At 76.0% G+C, this 14,742-nt stretch carries 12 protein-coding genes; 7 read left to right on the top strand and 5 right to left on the bottom strand.

Features of this window, described 5'->3' with window-relative positions; genetic code table 11:
- The first annotated feature begins 117 nt into the window (after window positions 1-117).
- The 4 genes from ACFVU3_RS03940 to ACFVU3_RS03955 all read left to right on the top strand — a co-directional run bounded on the left by ACFVU3_RS03940 (window position 118) and on the right by ACFVU3_RS03955 (window position 4,278).
- Window positions 118-1,452, top strand: a complete 1,335-nt coding sequence (locus ACFVU3_RS03940) for an ABC transporter substrate-binding protein (RefSeq protein WP_390063400.1) — start codon at window positions 118-120, stop codon at window positions 1,450-1,452.
- A gap of 12 nt (window positions 1,453-1,464) precedes the next feature.
- Entirely contained in the window at window positions 1,465-2,814 is a 1,350-nt protein-coding gene (locus ACFVU3_RS03945) for an ABC transporter permease subunit (protein ID WP_390063401.1), read from the top strand.
- The gene (locus ACFVU3_RS03950; RefSeq protein ID WP_390063402.1) at window positions 2,811-3,659 is read left to right on the top strand and encodes a carbohydrate ABC transporter permease; all 849 of its coding nucleotides are present in this window, start codon (window positions 2,811-2,813) and stop codon (window positions 3,657-3,659) included. The genes ACFVU3_RS03945 and ACFVU3_RS03950 overlap by 4 nt, the downstream gene beginning before the upstream one ends.
- 82 nt (window positions 3,660-3,741) lie before the next feature.
- The gene (locus ACFVU3_RS03955; RefSeq protein WP_390063403.1) at window positions 3,742-4,278 is read left to right on the top strand and encodes an NUDIX hydrolase family protein; all 537 of its coding nucleotides are present in this window, start codon (window positions 3,742-3,744) and stop codon (window positions 4,276-4,278) included.
- Window positions 4,279-4,349: 71 nt separating this feature from the next.
- Here ACFVU3_RS03955 and ACFVU3_RS03960 read toward each other — a convergent pair whose 3' ends face one another.
- Window positions 4,350-5,123, bottom strand: coding sequence for a D-Ala-D-Ala carboxypeptidase family metallohydrolase (locus ACFVU3_RS03960; protein ID WP_390063660.1), 774 nt, complete (start codon window positions 5,121-5,123; stop codon window positions 4,350-4,352).
- Between the two features lie 183 nt (window positions 5,124-5,306).
- On the opposite strand from ACFVU3_RS03960, the gene ACFVU3_RS03965 reads away from it, so the two are divergent.
- Window positions 5,307-7,361, top strand: a complete 2,055-nt coding sequence (locus ACFVU3_RS03965; protein WP_390063405.1) for a SpoIIE family protein phosphatase — start codon at window positions 5,307-5,309, stop codon at window positions 7,359-7,361.
- A 75-nt stretch (window positions 7,362-7,436) separates the two neighbouring features.
- Here ACFVU3_RS03965 and ACFVU3_RS03970 read toward each other — a convergent pair whose 3' ends face one another.
- The 4 genes from ACFVU3_RS03970 to ACFVU3_RS03985 form a co-directional block, all read right to left on the bottom strand.
- Complete coding sequence (locus ACFVU3_RS03970; protein ID WP_390063661.1) at window positions 7,437-7,925, bottom strand: MarR family winged helix-turn-helix transcriptional regulator; 489 nt, start codon at window positions 7,923-7,925, stop codon at window positions 7,437-7,439.
- A 186-nt stretch (window positions 7,926-8,111) separates the two neighbouring features.
- Window positions 8,112-9,206, bottom strand: coding sequence for a chemotaxis protein (locus ACFVU3_RS03975; RefSeq protein WP_390063406.1), 1,095 nt, complete (start codon window positions 9,204-9,206; stop codon window positions 8,112-8,114).
- A 99-nt stretch (window positions 9,207-9,305) separates the two neighbouring features.
- Window positions 9,306-9,794 carry a DUF1269 domain-containing protein gene (locus ACFVU3_RS03980; protein WP_390063408.1) on the bottom strand — a complete coding sequence of 163 codons (489 nt, stop codon included), beginning with the start codon at window positions 9,792-9,794 and terminating at the stop codon, window positions 9,306-9,308.
- Window positions 9,795-9,967: 173 nt separating this feature from the next.
- A complete protein-coding gene (locus ACFVU3_RS03985) occupies window positions 9,968-10,618 on the bottom strand; it encodes an alpha/beta hydrolase (protein WP_390063410.1) in 651 nt (216 codons plus the stop codon).
- Between the two features lie 296 nt (window positions 10,619-10,914).
- Between ACFVU3_RS03985 and ACFVU3_RS03990 the strand changes: the two genes are divergently transcribed.
- Entirely contained in the window at window positions 10,915-11,886 is a 972-nt protein-coding gene (locus ACFVU3_RS03990; protein WP_390063412.1) for an alpha/beta hydrolase family protein, read from the top strand.
- A 137-nt stretch (window positions 11,887-12,023) separates the two neighbouring features.
- Window positions 12,024-14,735 (top strand): LuxR C-terminal-related transcriptional regulator, encoded by a 2,712-nt coding sequence (locus tag ACFVU3_RS03995; protein WP_390063413.1) that lies wholly within the window; start codon window positions 12,024-12,026, stop codon window positions 14,733-14,735.
- The last annotated feature ends 7 nt before the right edge of the window (window positions 14,736-14,742 follow it).

The following is a 14,742-nucleotide window of genomic DNA, read 5'->3' on the forward strand; positions in this document are numbered from 1 at the left end:
GTTCTCCCGCCTGTCTGCCCAAAGAGCTTGCCCATCAAGCCTGTTGGGTCGCAACGGTTGACATGCTTTCGTCGCTGCTACTTAACATGAAAGCATCGAAGCGAAGGAAGGACGACCATGCGACGACCCTCCCTCTCCACCCTCCGCGCCGCCGGAGCGCTCTCCGCGACCCTCGCCCTCGCCCTCACCGCCACCGCGTGCGGAGACGACGGCGGCGGCACGAAGTCCGGCGGCGAACTGAGCGGCACCACCGTCACCGTCGCCGGCGTGTGGACCGGCGGCGAGCAGAAGAACTTCAAGAAGGTCCTCGACGCGTTCAGCGCGAAGACCGGCGCCAAGACCGTCTTCGTCCCCTCCGGCGACAACGTCTCCACCTTCGTCGGCAGCAAGATCGAGGGCGGCAACGCCCCCGACGTGGTGCTCGTCCCCCAGGTCGGCGTCCTCCAGCAGTTCGCTGAGGCGGGCTGGCTCAAGCCGCTGTCGGAGAAGGCCGCCACGACCGCCGGCGGGAACCTGGCGCCGGTCTGGAAGGAGTACGGCACGGTCGACGGCACCTTCTACGGCCTGTACTTCAAGGCCGCCCACAAGTCGACCGTCTGGTACGCCCCCGACGCGCTGGAACAGGCCGGGGTCACCGAGCCCGCGACCTGGGACGAACTCCTCGCGGCGGGCCGGACGCTCGCCGACTCCGGCAGACCCGCCTTCGCCGTCGCCGGCGAGGACGGCTGGACCCTCACCGACTGGTTCGAGAACGTCTACCTGTCCCAGGCGGGACCGGAGAAGTACGACCGGCTCGCCCGCCACGAACTGAAGTGGACCGACCCCAGCGTCGTCACCGCGCTCACCACCCTCGCCGAGGTGTTCAAGGACGAGCGGCTGGTGGCCGGCGGCGCCGCCGAGGCGCTGCGCACCGACTTCCCCGGCTCCGTGGAGAAGGTCTTCGGCCCGGAGCCCGAGGCCGCCCTGGTGTACGAGGGCGACTTCGTCGGCGGCGTCGCCAAGGACGAGTTCGGCAGGAAGCCCGGCGAGGACGCCCGGTTCTTCCCCTTCCCGCCGGTCGGCGGCGGGAAGGCGCCGGTGGTCAGCGGCGGCGACGCCGCCGTCGTCCTCAAGGACGCGAAGAACGCGGACGCCGGGATGAAGCTCCTGGAGTACCTCGCCACCCCGGAGGCCGCCGAGGTGTGGGCCGGGGCCGGCGGCTTCCTCTCCCCCAACAAGGACGTGAAGCCGGAGGCGTACGCCGACGACACCGCGCGGGCCACCGCCGCCTCGCTCGTGGCCGCGGGCGACTCGGTCCGCTTCGACATGTCCGACCAGGCACCCGCCGCGTTCGGCGGGACCAAGGGCGCCGGCGAGTGGAAGCTGCTCCAGGACTTCCTGCGCGACCCCTCGGACCCGAAGCGGACCGCGGCCGCCCTGGAGGCCGCGGCGGCCAAGGCGTACGGGAACTGAGGCCGGACCCCCATGGACCGTCAGTCCGCGAGGGACCGGCAGCCGAAGGCGCGCGCCGCGGTGGACCCGCGGCGCCGCGCCCTGCGCAGGAGGCGGCTCCTCGGCGCCGCCTTCGCCCTGCCCGCGCTCCTGCTCCTCGGCGCGCTCGTCGCCTACCCGGTCGTCTTCTCCGTCGGCCGCAGCCTGTTCGACGCGGGCGGGGAGCGGTTCGTCGGCGTCGCCAACTACGTCGAGATGATCCGGGACCCGGCCACCCTGAAGGCGCTCCGCAACAGCGCGATCTGGGTGGTGGTCGCCCCCGTCCTGCTCACCGGCCTCGGCCTCCTGCTGGCAGTGCTGACCGAGCGGGTCCGCTGGGCGACCGCGTTCAAGCTGGTGCTGTTCCTGCCGATGGCCGTGTCGTTCCTCGCCGCGGGCATCGTCTTCCGGCTGGCGTACGAACAGGACCCCGGCCGGGGCGTCCTCAACGCGGTGGTGGTCGGCGTCCACGACGCCTTCGAGGAGCCGGCCCCCTATCCGACCGCCCGCGCCCGCGAGGGCGAGGGCCTGGCCGGCGGGCCGGCCGGCGGATACACCACCGGCGCGCTCCGGCCCGGCTCCGTCGCCGTCCTGCCCTTCGTGGGCGTCGCTCCCGGGGCCGTCCCCGGGCGGGCGGAACCGGCGCGGGCACCGGCCCCGGCACCGGACGCGCTGACCGGGACGGTCTACCTCGACTTCACGCCCGGCACCGGCGGCCGGCCCGGGGTGGTGGACGGGCCGGAGAAGGGGCTGCCCGGGATGACGGTCGAGGCCGTCCGGGACGGCAGGACGGTCGCCACCGCGCGTACGGCCGCCGACGGCACCTTCCGGTTCGACGGCCTCGGCGACGGCACGTACCGGCTGCGCGTGCCGGCCGGCAACTTCGCCGCCGGGTACGGCGGGGTCGACTGGCTCGGCCCGGCGCTCGTCACGCCGGCGATCATCGGCGCCTACCTGTGGGTGTGGACCGGCTTCTCCATGGTGCTGATCGGAGCCGGGCTCGCCGCCCTCCCCCTGGACGTCCTGGAGGCGGCCCGGGTGGACGGGGCGAACGAACGGCAGATCTTCCGCCGGATCACCGTCCCCCTGCTCGCCCCGGTGCTCACCGTCGTCTTCGTGACCCTGGTCATCAACGTGATGAAGGTCTTCGACCTCGTGTACGTGATCGCCCCGGGCCCGGTGCAGGAGGAGGCGAACGTGCTGGCCACCCGCATGTGGCTGGTCTCCTTCGGCGGCGGCAACGACCAGGGGCTCGGCAGCGCCCTGAGCGTGCTGCTGCTCCTGCTCGTCGTCCCGGCGATGGTCTTCAACATCCGGCGGTTCCGGAAGGGCGGCGGCTCATGAACAGGCCCACGCGCGTCACCCGGTGGCTCGGGAGCACGGCGGTGCAGTCGCTGCTCGTCCTGGTCGCCCTCGTCTGGATCACGCCGCTGGCGGGGCTGCTGCTCTCCTCGCTCCGCGACGAGCGGGACAACGCCTCGGACGGCTGGTGGACCTCGCTGGTCGAGCCGTCGCAGCTGTCCCTCGACAACTACCGCGTCCTGCTGGAGGATTCGGGGCTCGTCCAGGCGTTCTGGAACACCGTCCTGATCTCGGTGCCCACCACCGTCCTCGTCGTCGGGGTGGCGGCCCTCGCCGGATACGCCTTCGCCTGGCTGGAGTTCCCGGGCCGGGACGCGCTCTTCCTGGTGGTGGTCGGCCTGCTGGTGGTCCCGGTGCAGATCGGGCTGCTCCCGGTGGCCAAACTCTTCGGCGCCGTGGGCCTGTTCGGGACGGTGGCGGGGGTGGTCCTCTTCCACGTGGCGTACGGGCTGCCGTTCGGCGTCTTCCTGCTGCGGAACTTCTTCGCGGAGATCCCGCGCGAGATGCTGGAGGCGGCGCGGCTCGACGGCGGCGGCGAATGGCGCATCTTCCGGCGGCTCGTGCTGCCGCTGGGGCGGCCGGCGCTGGCGAGCCTGGCGATCTTCCAGTTCCTGTGGGTCTGGAACGACATGCTGGTCGCCCTGCTCTTCGCCGACGGCGAGTCCCAGCCGCTGACGGTGGCGCTCCAGTCGCAGATGCGGCAGTTCGGCAGCAACATCGGGGTCCTCGCGCCGGGGGCGTTCCTCTCCCTGGCCGTGCCGCTGGTGGTGTTCTTCGCCTTCCAGAAGCACTTCGTGCAGGGGGTGATGGCCGGTTCGGTCAAGTGACCGGCCCCGGCGCGCGGAGCCACCCGAACGGCGGATGCCGGAATCACAGCGGAGCGGTCGTGGCGGAAAGTATGATCAGGCGATGTCTGACATGACTGAGACCACGCCCGGCTGGATGACCTCGGACGAGCTGGACACGGCCCGCGCCCGGATGCCGATCCTGTACGTCGACGCGATTCCCGTACGGGTGGACGACAGCGGCGAAGTCACGAGCATCGGACTGCTGCTCCGCATCGGCGCCGACGGAACGATCAACCGCACCCTCGTCTCCGGACGCGTCATGCACCACGAGCGCGTCCGGGACGCCCTTCTGCGGCACCTGGAGAAGGACCTCGGCCCGGTGGCGCTCCCGCGCGTGCCGGCCTCGCTCCAGCCCTTCACGGTCGCGGAGTACTTCCCGACCGCGGGCATCACGCCCTTCCACGACCCGCGCCAGCACGCGGTCTCCCTCGCCTACATCGTGCCGGTGAGCGGCGACTGCCGCCCCCGCCAGGACGCCCTCGACCTCGTCTGGTTCAGCCCCCACGAAGCCGCCTCCCCCGCCGTCCAGAGCGAGATGCCCGGAGGCCACGGCGTCCTCCTGAAGCAGGCACTGGCCCATGTGGGGGTCACGTACTGAACGTGGCTCCACCGCTCCGCACACTCCGGCCCGGCCGCGCGTCCGCGTGGCCGGGCCGGAGTGCTGAGGCGTCAGATGCCGCAGGAGGAGGCGGACCAGTAGCGGGAGGGACGGTGGTCGACGTGGGCGTGGTCGGAGTGGCCGGGGTAGCCCGGGCCGAGGATGCCGTTGAAGCCGTGGTTGCGGGCCTGCTGGGCCAGGCGGCAGAGGGAATGCGGGCCGGCGCCCAGGTCGGCGGCGTCGCCGTAGAGGTGCCGGCTGGAGGAGGCGCCGCCCACCGCGTCGTTGCAGGCGGTGCTGCGGAAGCCGCTGGTCACCCGGAGGGGCTCGTCACCGAGGGCGTGCCGGAGGGCCTCCAGCTTCCACATGGTGCGCAGGGCGTTGGACTTGGCGGTGGCGGCGCTGACGGCACCGCCCGCCCAGGTGGAGTTGCAGTTGTTCAGCTCGGCGTAGGTGAAGTGGATCGGGGTGCAGTCGTCGTCCTGGAGCGCGTAGAGCTTGCTGAAGGTCGCGGGTCCGGCGACGCCGTCGGCGGCGAGGCCGTAGGCGGACTGGAAGCGCTTCACGGCGGCGGCGGTCGCCGGGCCGTAGGAGCCGTCGATGCCGAGGACGGCTCCGTAGCCGGGGTAGCCGGCGACGCGGATCTGGAGCTGGGTGACGTCGGCTCCGGTCGCGCCCTGGGAGAGGGTCCGCGACCAGGTGTAACAGCCGTCGGCGCGGGCGGGGCTCGCGCCGGCGACGACGCCGGTGAGACCGGCGACCAGCAGGACGAGGGCGAGCAGGAGTCTGGCCACGGGGGACGCGGCGGGAACGAGCGGACCGGGAGCGCGGGTGTGCGGGGACATGGGGCGGGCCTCCACCTCGGCGGGCACGTACAGCGGGGACATGGTGTGTCATGCATCTGTCATAGAGCGCCTGTCGGGAGGAAGCCTGGCCCGTCGGGTATACGCGCGTCAACCGTGCCGTGGCACCGCCGTCCGGCGGCACCGCGGCGGGCCGGGATCCGCCCGCGCCGCGATGATGGGTACGTGAAGGGCGGCGAGCGCACGGGAGGGCCCGGCGGGCCCCGGCCGGACGGGTCCCGGAACGGGCCGGACACCGGCGCGGGGCCGCCCGTCGACCCGCGCATGTTCGACGGCACCGTCGCCGCCGTCGCCGTGCTCGCCGGTCCCGACGGCCGGCTGCTCTACACGAACTCCGCGTTCACCCGGCTCTTCGGCGCCCGCCGGCTCGGCCTGCCCGCCCACGCCGCCTTCCCGGACCCGGACGGCCACCGCTTCCTGGCCGTGCTCGACTCCGTCCGGGCCACCGGCCGCGCCCGGCAGGTCGTCGGCGAACGGCGGACCGACCCCGGGGCCCCCGGTCAGGCCCGGCACTTCGTCTACTCGTGCAGCCCGGTCACCACCGGGCAGGGCCCCGGGATCCTCGTCCTCGCCATGGACACCACCGCGGAGACCCAGACGCTCCAGCGGTACGAGGCGCTGGTCTCCGCCGTCTCGCAGATGGTGTGGGTGATGGGCGCCGACGGGACCATGGAGGAACTGGTCCCCGGCTGGGAGCAGCTGACCGGATCGCCCTGGCACCCGCGCGCGGACGAGGGCTGGTACCCGCACATCCACCCGCGCGACCGGGAGACGCTGACCGCCGCGTGGCGGCGCGCGGCGCGGGACGGCGAGCGGCCCGGCGTCTTCGAGGCGATCTTCCGGGTGCGGGCCGGGGACGGCTCGTACCGGCACCTGTCCACCCGTTCCGTGCCGGTGCTGCGGGACGGACGGATCACCGAGTGGGTCGCCGCGACCGCCGACGTCGAGGACGCCTGGGGCACGCGGCTGCGCGAGCGGCTCCTCGCGCAGGTCGCCGCCGTGTCGGGGGCGAGCCTGCCGGAGGCGTTCGCCGAGGTGGTGAAGGTCGTGGTGCCGGAACTCACCGACGCCTGCCTGATCCTGCTGCTGTCGCACGACGAATGGCCGCTGCCGGAGCACGCCGGGGTGACCGCCCGGCGGATCGCGTCGGCGACCCGGCCCGGACTGCCCGCCCCGCCCGCGCTGCGCGGCCAGCGGGTGGCGGTGACGCCGGCGGTCCGCGAGGTGCTGAACGGGCGCGAGCCGGTCACCTACCGGCTGGAGCCCGGCGACCCCGTGCCGCCCGGACTGATCCCCACGGTCAGCGAACGCTGGCTGACCGCCTCGGGGGCCACCAGCCTCACCCTCGTCCCGCTGATCGTCGACGACCTCGTCCTCGGATACGCCGCCACCAGCAGCAACGGCGACACCCCGATCCCCGGACCGGCCGAGACCGAACTCCTCCGGGAGGTGCTGCACCACGCCCAGCGCCCCATCCGGAAGGTCCTGGACCTCCAGCAGGCCCGGCGCACGGCCCTGGGGCTCCAGCGGGCCCACCTGACGGAGCCGCCGCCGGTCCCGGGCGGGACGCTGGCCGCGCGCTACCAGCCGGCCAGCTCCAGCGGGGAGATCGGCGGCGACTGGTACGACGCCTTCACCCTGCCGGACGGCACGCTCGTCCTCGGCATCGGGGACGTGGCCGGCCACGACCTGACGGCGGCCACCGCGATGGGACAGATGCGCAGCATGCTGCGGGCCCTGGCCTACGCGGGCGGCCCGGAGGCCGCACCGGACGAGGTGCTGGCCCGCCTCGACCAGGTCTCCGCCGGCCTGGCCACGGCCCCGCTGGCCACCGCCCTGCACGCGACCCTCCGCCGGGACGCCGCCGGCTCGTGGACGCTGCGCTGGACCAGCGCCGGCCACCCACCACCGCTGCTCGCCCCGGCCGACGGGGACGCCGCGTACCTCCCCGGCGCGGCGGACCCGCCGCTCTGCGTGGCCTCGGACCTCCCGCGCACGACCCACGTCCACGTCCTGCGCCCCGGCGACACCCTCCTCCTCTACACCGACGGCCTCATCGAGACCCCGTCCGCGCCCATCGACGAGGGCCAGCGCCGCCTGGCCGCCGAGTCCACGCTCTGCCGCCGCCGGTCCCTCCCCGATCTCCTCCGCATCCTCCAGGGCCTCTCGGACCACCGCGACGACACGGCGCTCCTCGCCTTCCGGGTGGACGGGGGCTGACCCCGGCGGCCCGGGCGGCCGGAGCACGGGACGGGCGGCGCCCGGACGCGGGGCGGCGCGGTGGCGGCGGGTCCCTCAGCGCCGGGGCACGCGCAGTTCGGCCAGCTCCGCGTTGAGCGCCTCCAGGAACCGCAGCACGGTGCCGAGTTCGTCGGCGTCGAAGCGCTCCCGGGCCTTCTCGGTCGCCTCGGCCAGCGGCCGGAAGTGGTCACGGGCGACGGCCTTGGCCCCGTCGGCGTACTCGACGTGCACGACCCGGCGGTCGGCGCTCTCACGGGTCCGCCGGATGTGCCCCGCCTTCTCCAGCCGGTCGAGGCACGCGGTGACGGCACCCGACGTCAGCCCCAGGTGGGTGCGGAGCAGACCGGGGGTGACGGGGCCCTCGTGGTCGAGGACGAAGGACAGGGCCTGGACGTCGGTGGGGTGCAGCCGCTGGTCGGCGGCGAAGCCGTGGGCCACGCGGTTGACCTCGCCGAGGGTACGGCGCAGCGCGACGGCGAACCGCTGGAGGCCGACGTCCCCGCCGCCCGCCGTACCGCCGTCGCCGTCCCGCGTGTCCGACACGTCCCGCTTCCCCTGTCCACTGGCCACCCGACCAGCGTATACAGCGGACCGGAGCGCGCACGGGCCGGGACGCGGAGGGCAGGGGCCCGGAGGGCGGCGCGGACGCGGAGGGGGCGGGACGCACACGGGCCGGGCCCCCCGGTGCGGGGGTCCCGGCCCGGTGGCGCGCGCCGCCGGCGGCGGTCGTCAGTAGCGGAGGACGGCGGCGATGCGTCCCTGGCCGTCGAGGGTTCCGCCGGGCACGAACCGCACCTCGGCCCCCGTGTCCAGGGCCCGCTCGACGATCTCGTCGACCATGTCGTCCCGGGCCCCGGGGTCGCCCGCCTCGGCCGGCTCCAGGTGGTCGCCCTCCTCGCGCACGACCGTCCGGTAGTCGTCCTCGACGGCGACGAGCCGGGCCCGGCCCTCCTTGGCCGCCCGCCACACCTCGTCGATGCCGCCGGCGAACTCGCGGCGGCCGCGCGCCGCGTCGAGCTCGGCGGAGAGCGCCGTCACGGCGGCCGCCGCGCGGGCGGCGCGGGCGGGTTCGACGGCGGCGTGGACCGCGGCGGCCGGGGCGTCGGCGAGACCGCCGTGCGGGACGGTCACGGTGTCGGGGGCGAGCGGGCCCAGGTCCTCCAGGAGCGCGAGCGCCTCGGCGGAGCCGAGGACGTACAGGGGGCGCGGCTCGGCGGCGAGGACGGCCCGCAGCTTCTCGTGCGCCTCGCGCAGGAACTGCCGGGTGGCCTCGTCCTGGAAGGTGCTGGGGAGGTCGCCGATACGCTCCTTGCGCTCGGCGTCGGGGTCCTCCAGGCTGCGGGTCGACGGGAAGCCGTCCCGGTCGGCCTCGGTGGCCCGCTCCGGGTCGCCGCTCCACAGCGAGACCCGGTCGGCGGCGACGGCGAGGGCCCAGTAGGGCTGTTCGGCGGCGCGGGCGGCGACCAGGTTCCGTGTGAGGAAGGTGTCCGAGAGGACCACCCGCTCGGGCACGGTCCTGGGCAGCGACCACACCTGGTGCTCGCCCTGCGCGGCGTAGATGACGAGGCCGTCCTCGGCGTGCGCGAGGTCCACCTCGGCGGCGGCGCGGGTCAGCTGGTCGAGGATGTCGAGCCGCCGCTCGCGCGGCACGTCCGGATCGCCGGTGAGCGCCTTCTCCGCCTCGGAGAGCAGGTTGCGCAGGCGCACCGGGTCCTGGGCGTTGTCCGGTTCGCGGCGGTGCGTCGGCATCACCAGCGAGACGGCCGGGTACGGCCGGGGCCGGCGCAGCTTCGCGAGCAGCTCACTGCTGAGCACGGGGTCCATGGGGAGGGCCTTCCTGTGGGGCCGGTCGGGCACCGGTGGGAGGAACGGGAGGGGACGGGAGGTATCGGGGCGGGCGGGAGGGGCGGCGGGCGCGAAGGGTCACGCGGGGCCGGCGAGCTGCTCGGCCAGCTCCTTCTCGTCCGCGTCGCTGAGGGACGTCTTCAGGAGGGTGCCGCCGTGGCGCTGCATCGCCGCGGTGAACTTGTCCTCGGTGAGCTTCGCGGCCATGATCACGACGGCGGCGGTGTCCGGCCGCAGCAGGTCGCCGACCTGCTGCCGGAACCGGTCGTCGATGCCGGACTTGCTCAGCCGGCCGACGAGCCCGCCGAGCGCGGCGCCGGTGAGGGCGCCGACCGCCGGGGCCAGGAAGAGGATGCCGAAGATGGTGCCCCAGAGGGCACCCGTCGCGGCCGTGACACCGACGACCCGGTTCGACGTGTCGACATGGGTGCGTCCCTCCGCGTCCACGGAGACGACAGCGAGCCCGTTGAGGACCACCACCTGGTCGCGCTGGAGGTCCTGCACCGTGCCGAGGGCTTCCTCGGCGGCGGCACGGTCCTCGTACCCGATCACGATGAGTTCCGACACTGACGCCTCCTCGGACACGCGCGGGGCGGCGGGGCCGGCCTCGCGACCGCGCGGGGACGTCGTCACACGCCCCCTCTCCGCCCGATCCTTGCCCGATATGCCCGCTCCCGCGAATCGAGCGGGTCCTCCTGGGCGTGCTGCCGGGTGAGGTGCGGGCGTCCGGCGCCCCCTCGTCAGGAGGGCTCGGACGCCAGGGTCTCCAGGGCCAGTTCCGCGGCCCGCCGGTGCCAGAGGGCGGCGCCGCGCAGCATGGCGTGGCCTCCGGTCGGCATGGGGACGCCGGTGGCGTCCGCCCCGGCCTCCTGGGCACGGCGGACGAACTCCCACGAGTCGCGGGCCGCGGTCACCCGGTCCGTCTCGTCGTGGAGGAGGTGCAGGCGGCGGCCCGCGAGGTGGGCGACCGGCTCGCCCCGCGGGCACCAGGGCGCGAGGGCGACGACGCCCCGGACCGCCGGGTCCCCGGCGACGGCGAGGGCGGCCCGGCCTCCCATCGAGTGGCCGACGAGGACGACCGGCAGTTCCCCGAAGCGGGCGCGCAGGGCGGCCAGCGCGGTCTCGGCGTCCCGGGCGGCGTCGGCGCGCTCCCCGTTCCAGCCCCGGTGCCGGTAGCGGGCCTCGGCCACCAGGACCGCCCGGCCGCTCGCCGCACGCCGCACGGCCTCGGCGAAGGGCCGCATCCGCAGGGCGGGCAGATTGAGGAACGGCGGCGCTTCGAGCCCGTCGGCCCGCCCGCCGTGCAGCAGCAGCACCGCGCCGGCCGGCGCCTCGGCCCCGTGCCGCAGGAGCAGCTCCGGCGACGCGGCGGACCGGGAACGTACGGACATCGGGTCTCCAGTCGGCCGATCGAGTGAGGGGCGGTGAGGCCCGCAGTCTCGCACGGACCCGCTCCCCGGCCCGGAGCGGGCCCCTGGGCCTCCTCCCATGGTGCCGCGACAGACCCGGGGCCCGTCGGAGGGGCCCCCGGAGCCCGTCGGCGGGGCCTCGGGCGGCGGCGTCCTCGAAGCCAGGCGGCGCGGCAGTCCGGGGACCGGTGGCGCGCGTGCGCCCACCCGATCGGGGGCCGGGCTCCGGCCGGGGCGCTTCTCGCGGGGCGCGGGGCGCGGGGCCGGTGATTGTGCCGATGACGGCGGTACGGGACGGCTCCACAGTGGCGGGGCCGTCCCACGGCAGCGGTCCGCCCTCCCCACGGGGCGGCCGTACCACGACACGAGAGGACGACTTCGTCGTGAAGCGATCCCTTGCCGCGGCCTCCGCCGTCGCCGCCGGCCTCGCGCTGCTCCTCGCCCCGGGCGCCGGAGCAGCGGCCGGCAATCCGTACCAGCGCGGTCCCGCGCCCACCGAGACGAGCGTCGAGGCGCTGCGCGGCCCGTACGCGGTCGCGCAGAGCTCCGTCTCCTCGCTCGCCGCCACCGGGTTCGGCGGCGGCACCATCTACTACCCGACGAGCACGAGCGACGGCACGTTCGGCGCGGTGGCCATCTCGCCCGGGTTCACCGCCACGCAGTCGTCGGTCGCCTGGCTCGGGCCGCGGCTGGCGTCGCAGGGCTTCGTCGTCTTCGTCATCGACACGCTCACCACCCTCGACCAGCCCGACAGCCGGGGCCGCCAGCTCCTCGCCGCGCTCGACCACCTCACCCAGAAGAGCCCGGTGCGGGACCGCGTGGACGCCTCGCGGCTCGGCGTGATGGGGCACTCGATGGGCGGTGGCGGCACGCTCGAAGCGGCGAAGAGCCGGCCGGGCCTGAAGGCCGCCGTGCCGCTCACCGGCTGGAACACGGACAAGACCTGGCCCGAGCTCCGCACGCCGACGCTGGTCATCGGCGCCGACGGCGACACGGTCGCGCCCGTCGCCACCCATTCGGAGCCGTTCTACGAGAGCCTGCCCGCGGACCTCGACAAGGCGTACCTGGAGCTGAACGGCGCCACGCACTTCACGCCCAACACGTCGAACACGACGATCGCCAAGTACAGCCTCGCCTGGCTGAAGCGCTTCGTCGACGACGACACCCGGTACGAGCAGTTCCTCTGCCCGCTGCCGCGGCCGAGCCTGACGATCGACGAGTACCGGGGCACGTGCCCGCTCGGGTCCTGACGGTTCCCGATCGGGTCCGGACGGGTCCTGACCGTGCTGTGCGCGGGCACAGCACGTCGTACGGGGGGCTGGGCTCCGGCCCAGACTCCCGTGCCGCTCCGTTCCCGCCCCTCGCCGGGCCCGTTAGCGTGACGGGCGTGACCGCCGACACCGGGCCCGTGCTGTACGGCCGGGAGGCCGAACTCGCCGCCGTCTCGCAGCTGTTGTCCCCGACGTCCGTGCCGCTCGGGGCCGAGCGGGTGGTGTGCGTGGCCGGCGGCCCCGGCGAGGGGCGTTCCGTGCTGCTGGCCCGGGCGGCCCGGGACTTCCCGGGCGCGGCGTGGGTGGTCGGCGCGCCACACCGGCACGTGCCGTGGAGCGGGGCGCGGGCGCTGTTCGCCGCGCTGTCCGTCTCCGGGGCGGCGGCCTGCCGGGCCGCCCGGCTGGCCCGGGGCCCGGACGGGATCGCGGCGGCGCTCGCCACCTGTCTCCCCGGCCGGGGGCCGGTCCTGCTCTGCCTCGACGACTTCCCGTTGTGGGACGCGCACTCGCGGGCCGCGTTCGCCGCGCACTGGCGGGCGCCCGGCGCGCGAGGCGCGGGCCGCGTCGGCTGGCTCGTGGCGTCCGCGCCCGGCCGCCCGCTGCCCGCCCCGGACCGCGCCCCGCTGGTCCGGCTGCCGCGTCTGGGCCGGGCGAGCGCCCGCGCCCTGCTGCACGACGTGGGCGGAGGGCGCGCCGGAACCGCCGTGGCCGAGCGGCTCCTCGACGAGGCGGGCGGGCACCCGGGCGTCCTGGCCGAGACCGTCCGCCGGCTCGCGCCCGCCGTGCTCGCCGGAACGGCGCCCTGGCCGGGGAGGCTGGTGGACGACGGCGTCCTGGGCGCGGTGTACGGCGGGCTGCTCGGCGCGCTCCCGGTGGACGGGCGCCGGCTGCTGGGCGTGGTGGCCCGGGCCTGCGGTACGCCGGACGCGCCGGGCCCGGTGCCCGGGGACCCCGACCGCACGGACGTGGGCACGGCCCTGGCCCGCGCCCGGTCCCTTCGCGTGCCGACCGAGACCCTCGACGGCCTGGTGGCGGCCGGCCTGCTGCACCGCCGGGGCGACGCGCTCGCCTTCCCCGACCCGTTCCTGCGCCGCGCGGCGGCGTCCCGCCACGGCGACCGGGCCGGCCCACGGGAGGAGGACCGGAACCGGAGCCGGACCACGGAGCGGACGCGGAGCGAGGAACAGGTACGGGAGCGGGGACGAGAGCGGGAGCGGGGACAGGACGAGAGGCGGGCACCGGGGCAGGACCGGGCGCGGCTGCCAGGGCACGCCCCGGGCCGGGACGGGACGCCTGGCCGCCCCCGCGACCGCGTGGGTCCCCCCGCCCCGACCGCCGTCCCCGACCGTCACGAGCGGCACCGGGCCGACCGGCTCGGGCCCCCGCCGGCCGTGCGGGCGCGCTCCGCGGCGGCACGGGGGCGGGCCCTGCTGACGCGCGGGTTCGCGGCGCTCGCGGGCGGGCCGGTCATGGACGCGCACGAGGCGTTCCTCCAGGCGGCGAAGGCGCTGCGGGACCGGGAGCCGGCCGAGGCGGCGGACGCGCGCTTCCTCGCGATGGAGGCCGGGTGGGCGGCGGGGGACGTCGGCGCCTGCCTCGCCGCGCTCGACCTGGCACCGGCCGTGCCGGGCACCGAGCGGGCCTTCGCCGATGGGCTGCGGGCGGCGCTCACGGTCCGCCCGGACCAGGCGCGCACCCCGCTCGCCTCGGTGGTCGCGGTCGGCGCGGTGCGGGAGGAGCCGCGGCTGCTGCTGCGGGCGGGATCGGCCGCGCTGGTGCTCGGGGACGTCGCGGCGGCGGCGCGGCTGCACGGGCGGGCGCTGGCGCGGGCGCGGGCCGAACAGCGGGCCTCGCTGCTGCCCCGGATCCTCGAACACCTCGCGTACGCCGAACTGCGGGCCGGACGGTACGCCCGGGCCGGGCACGCCGCCGGGGAGGGCCTGCGCGCGGCCCGCGCCACCGGCCAGCTGAACTCCGCGGCCCACCAGCACGCGGTGCTGGCGCTCGTGGCGTCGGTGACGGGCGACGGGCCGTCCGTCGCGGAGCACGCGGGACGGGCGCTGGCGATCGGGCGCCCGCACGGGCTCGCCCAGGCGGTGACGCTCGCCGAATGGGCTCTGGCCCGAGCCGAGTTGGGCGTCGGCCTCGCCGCCCAGGCGGCCGCGCGTCTCGCCCCGCTGGTCGGCCCGGGACCGCGCGGCGGGCATTTCGCGCTCCGGATGCTGGCCGTGCCGTGCTTCGTGGAGGCGGCGGTGGCGTCGGGGCGCGCGGCGGAGGCCCGGGCGGCGACGGAGGAGTACGCCCGGTGGGCCGGGTTCGGGATCGACCGCCCGGCCCCCGCCCAACTGGCCCGCTGCCGGGCTCTGCTGGCACCGCGCGGCGAGGAGACGAGCCGCTGGTTCGGCGAGGCCCTGCGGCGCCACGAGGACGGCGGCAACGACTTCGAACGGGCCCGCACCCTCTTCGCGTACGGGACCTGGCTGCGCCGCCGGCGGCGTCCCGGCGAGGCGCGGGGCCCGCTGCGCGACGCGCTGGTCACCTTCGAGCGGGCCGCCGCCGAGGGGTGGGCGCGGCAGGCCCGTGCCGAACTCCGGGCGACGGGCGCCCCGGCCGCACGACTGCCGGAGCCCTCCGCGCTGGCGGATCTCACCCCGCAGCAGCAGCGGATCGCCCGGCTCGTCGCGGACGGGGCCACGAACCAGGAGGTCGCCGCCCGCCTGTCGCTGAGCCCCCGGACGGTCGACCACCACCTGCGCGGGGTGTACGCCCGGCTCCAGATCCGCTCCCGGGTCGAACTGTCCGCCCTGATCGCGGCGACGGACCGCTGACCGCCCC

Origin of the sequence: Streptomyces sp. NPDC058052, from assembly GCF_042885515.1 — a bacterium.
In the GTDB taxonomy this organism is placed as follows: Bacteria; Actinomycetota; Actinomycetes; order Streptomycetales; family Streptomycetaceae; genus Streptomyces.

Excerpts from the sequence above, each read along its gene's own strand:
- ACFVU3_RS03940 (WP_390063400.1), top strand. The coding sequence starts at position 118 with ATGCGACGACCCTCCCTCTCCACCCTCCGCGCCGCCGGAGCGCTCTCC.
- ACFVU3_RS03945 (WP_390063401.1), top strand. The coding sequence starts at position 1,465 with ATGGACCGTCAGTCCGCGAGGGACCGGCAGCCGAAGGCGCGCGCCGCG.
- ACFVU3_RS03950 (WP_390063402.1), top strand. The coding sequence starts at position 2,811 with ATGAACAGGCCCACGCGCGTCACCCGGTGGCTCGGGAGCACGGCGGTG.
- ACFVU3_RS03955 (WP_390063403.1), top strand. The coding sequence starts at position 3,742 with ATGTCTGACATGACTGAGACCACGCCCGGCTGGATGACCTCGGACGAG.
- ACFVU3_RS03960 (WP_390063660.1), bottom strand. The coding sequence starts at position 5,123 with ATGTCCCCGCACACCCGCGCTCCCGGTCCGCTCGTTCCCGCCGCGTCC.
- ACFVU3_RS03975 (WP_390063406.1), bottom strand. The coding sequence starts at position 9,206 with ATGGACCCCGTGCTCAGCAGTGAGCTGCTCGCGAAGCTGCGCCGGCCC.
- ACFVU3_RS03985 (WP_390063410.1), bottom strand. The coding sequence starts at position 10,618 with ATGTCCGTACGTTCCCGGTCCGCCGCGTCGCCGGAGCTGCTCCTGCGG.
- ACFVU3_RS03990 (WP_390063412.1), top strand. The coding sequence starts at position 10,915 with ATGACGGCGGTACGGGACGGCTCCACAGTGGCGGGGCCGTCCCACGGC.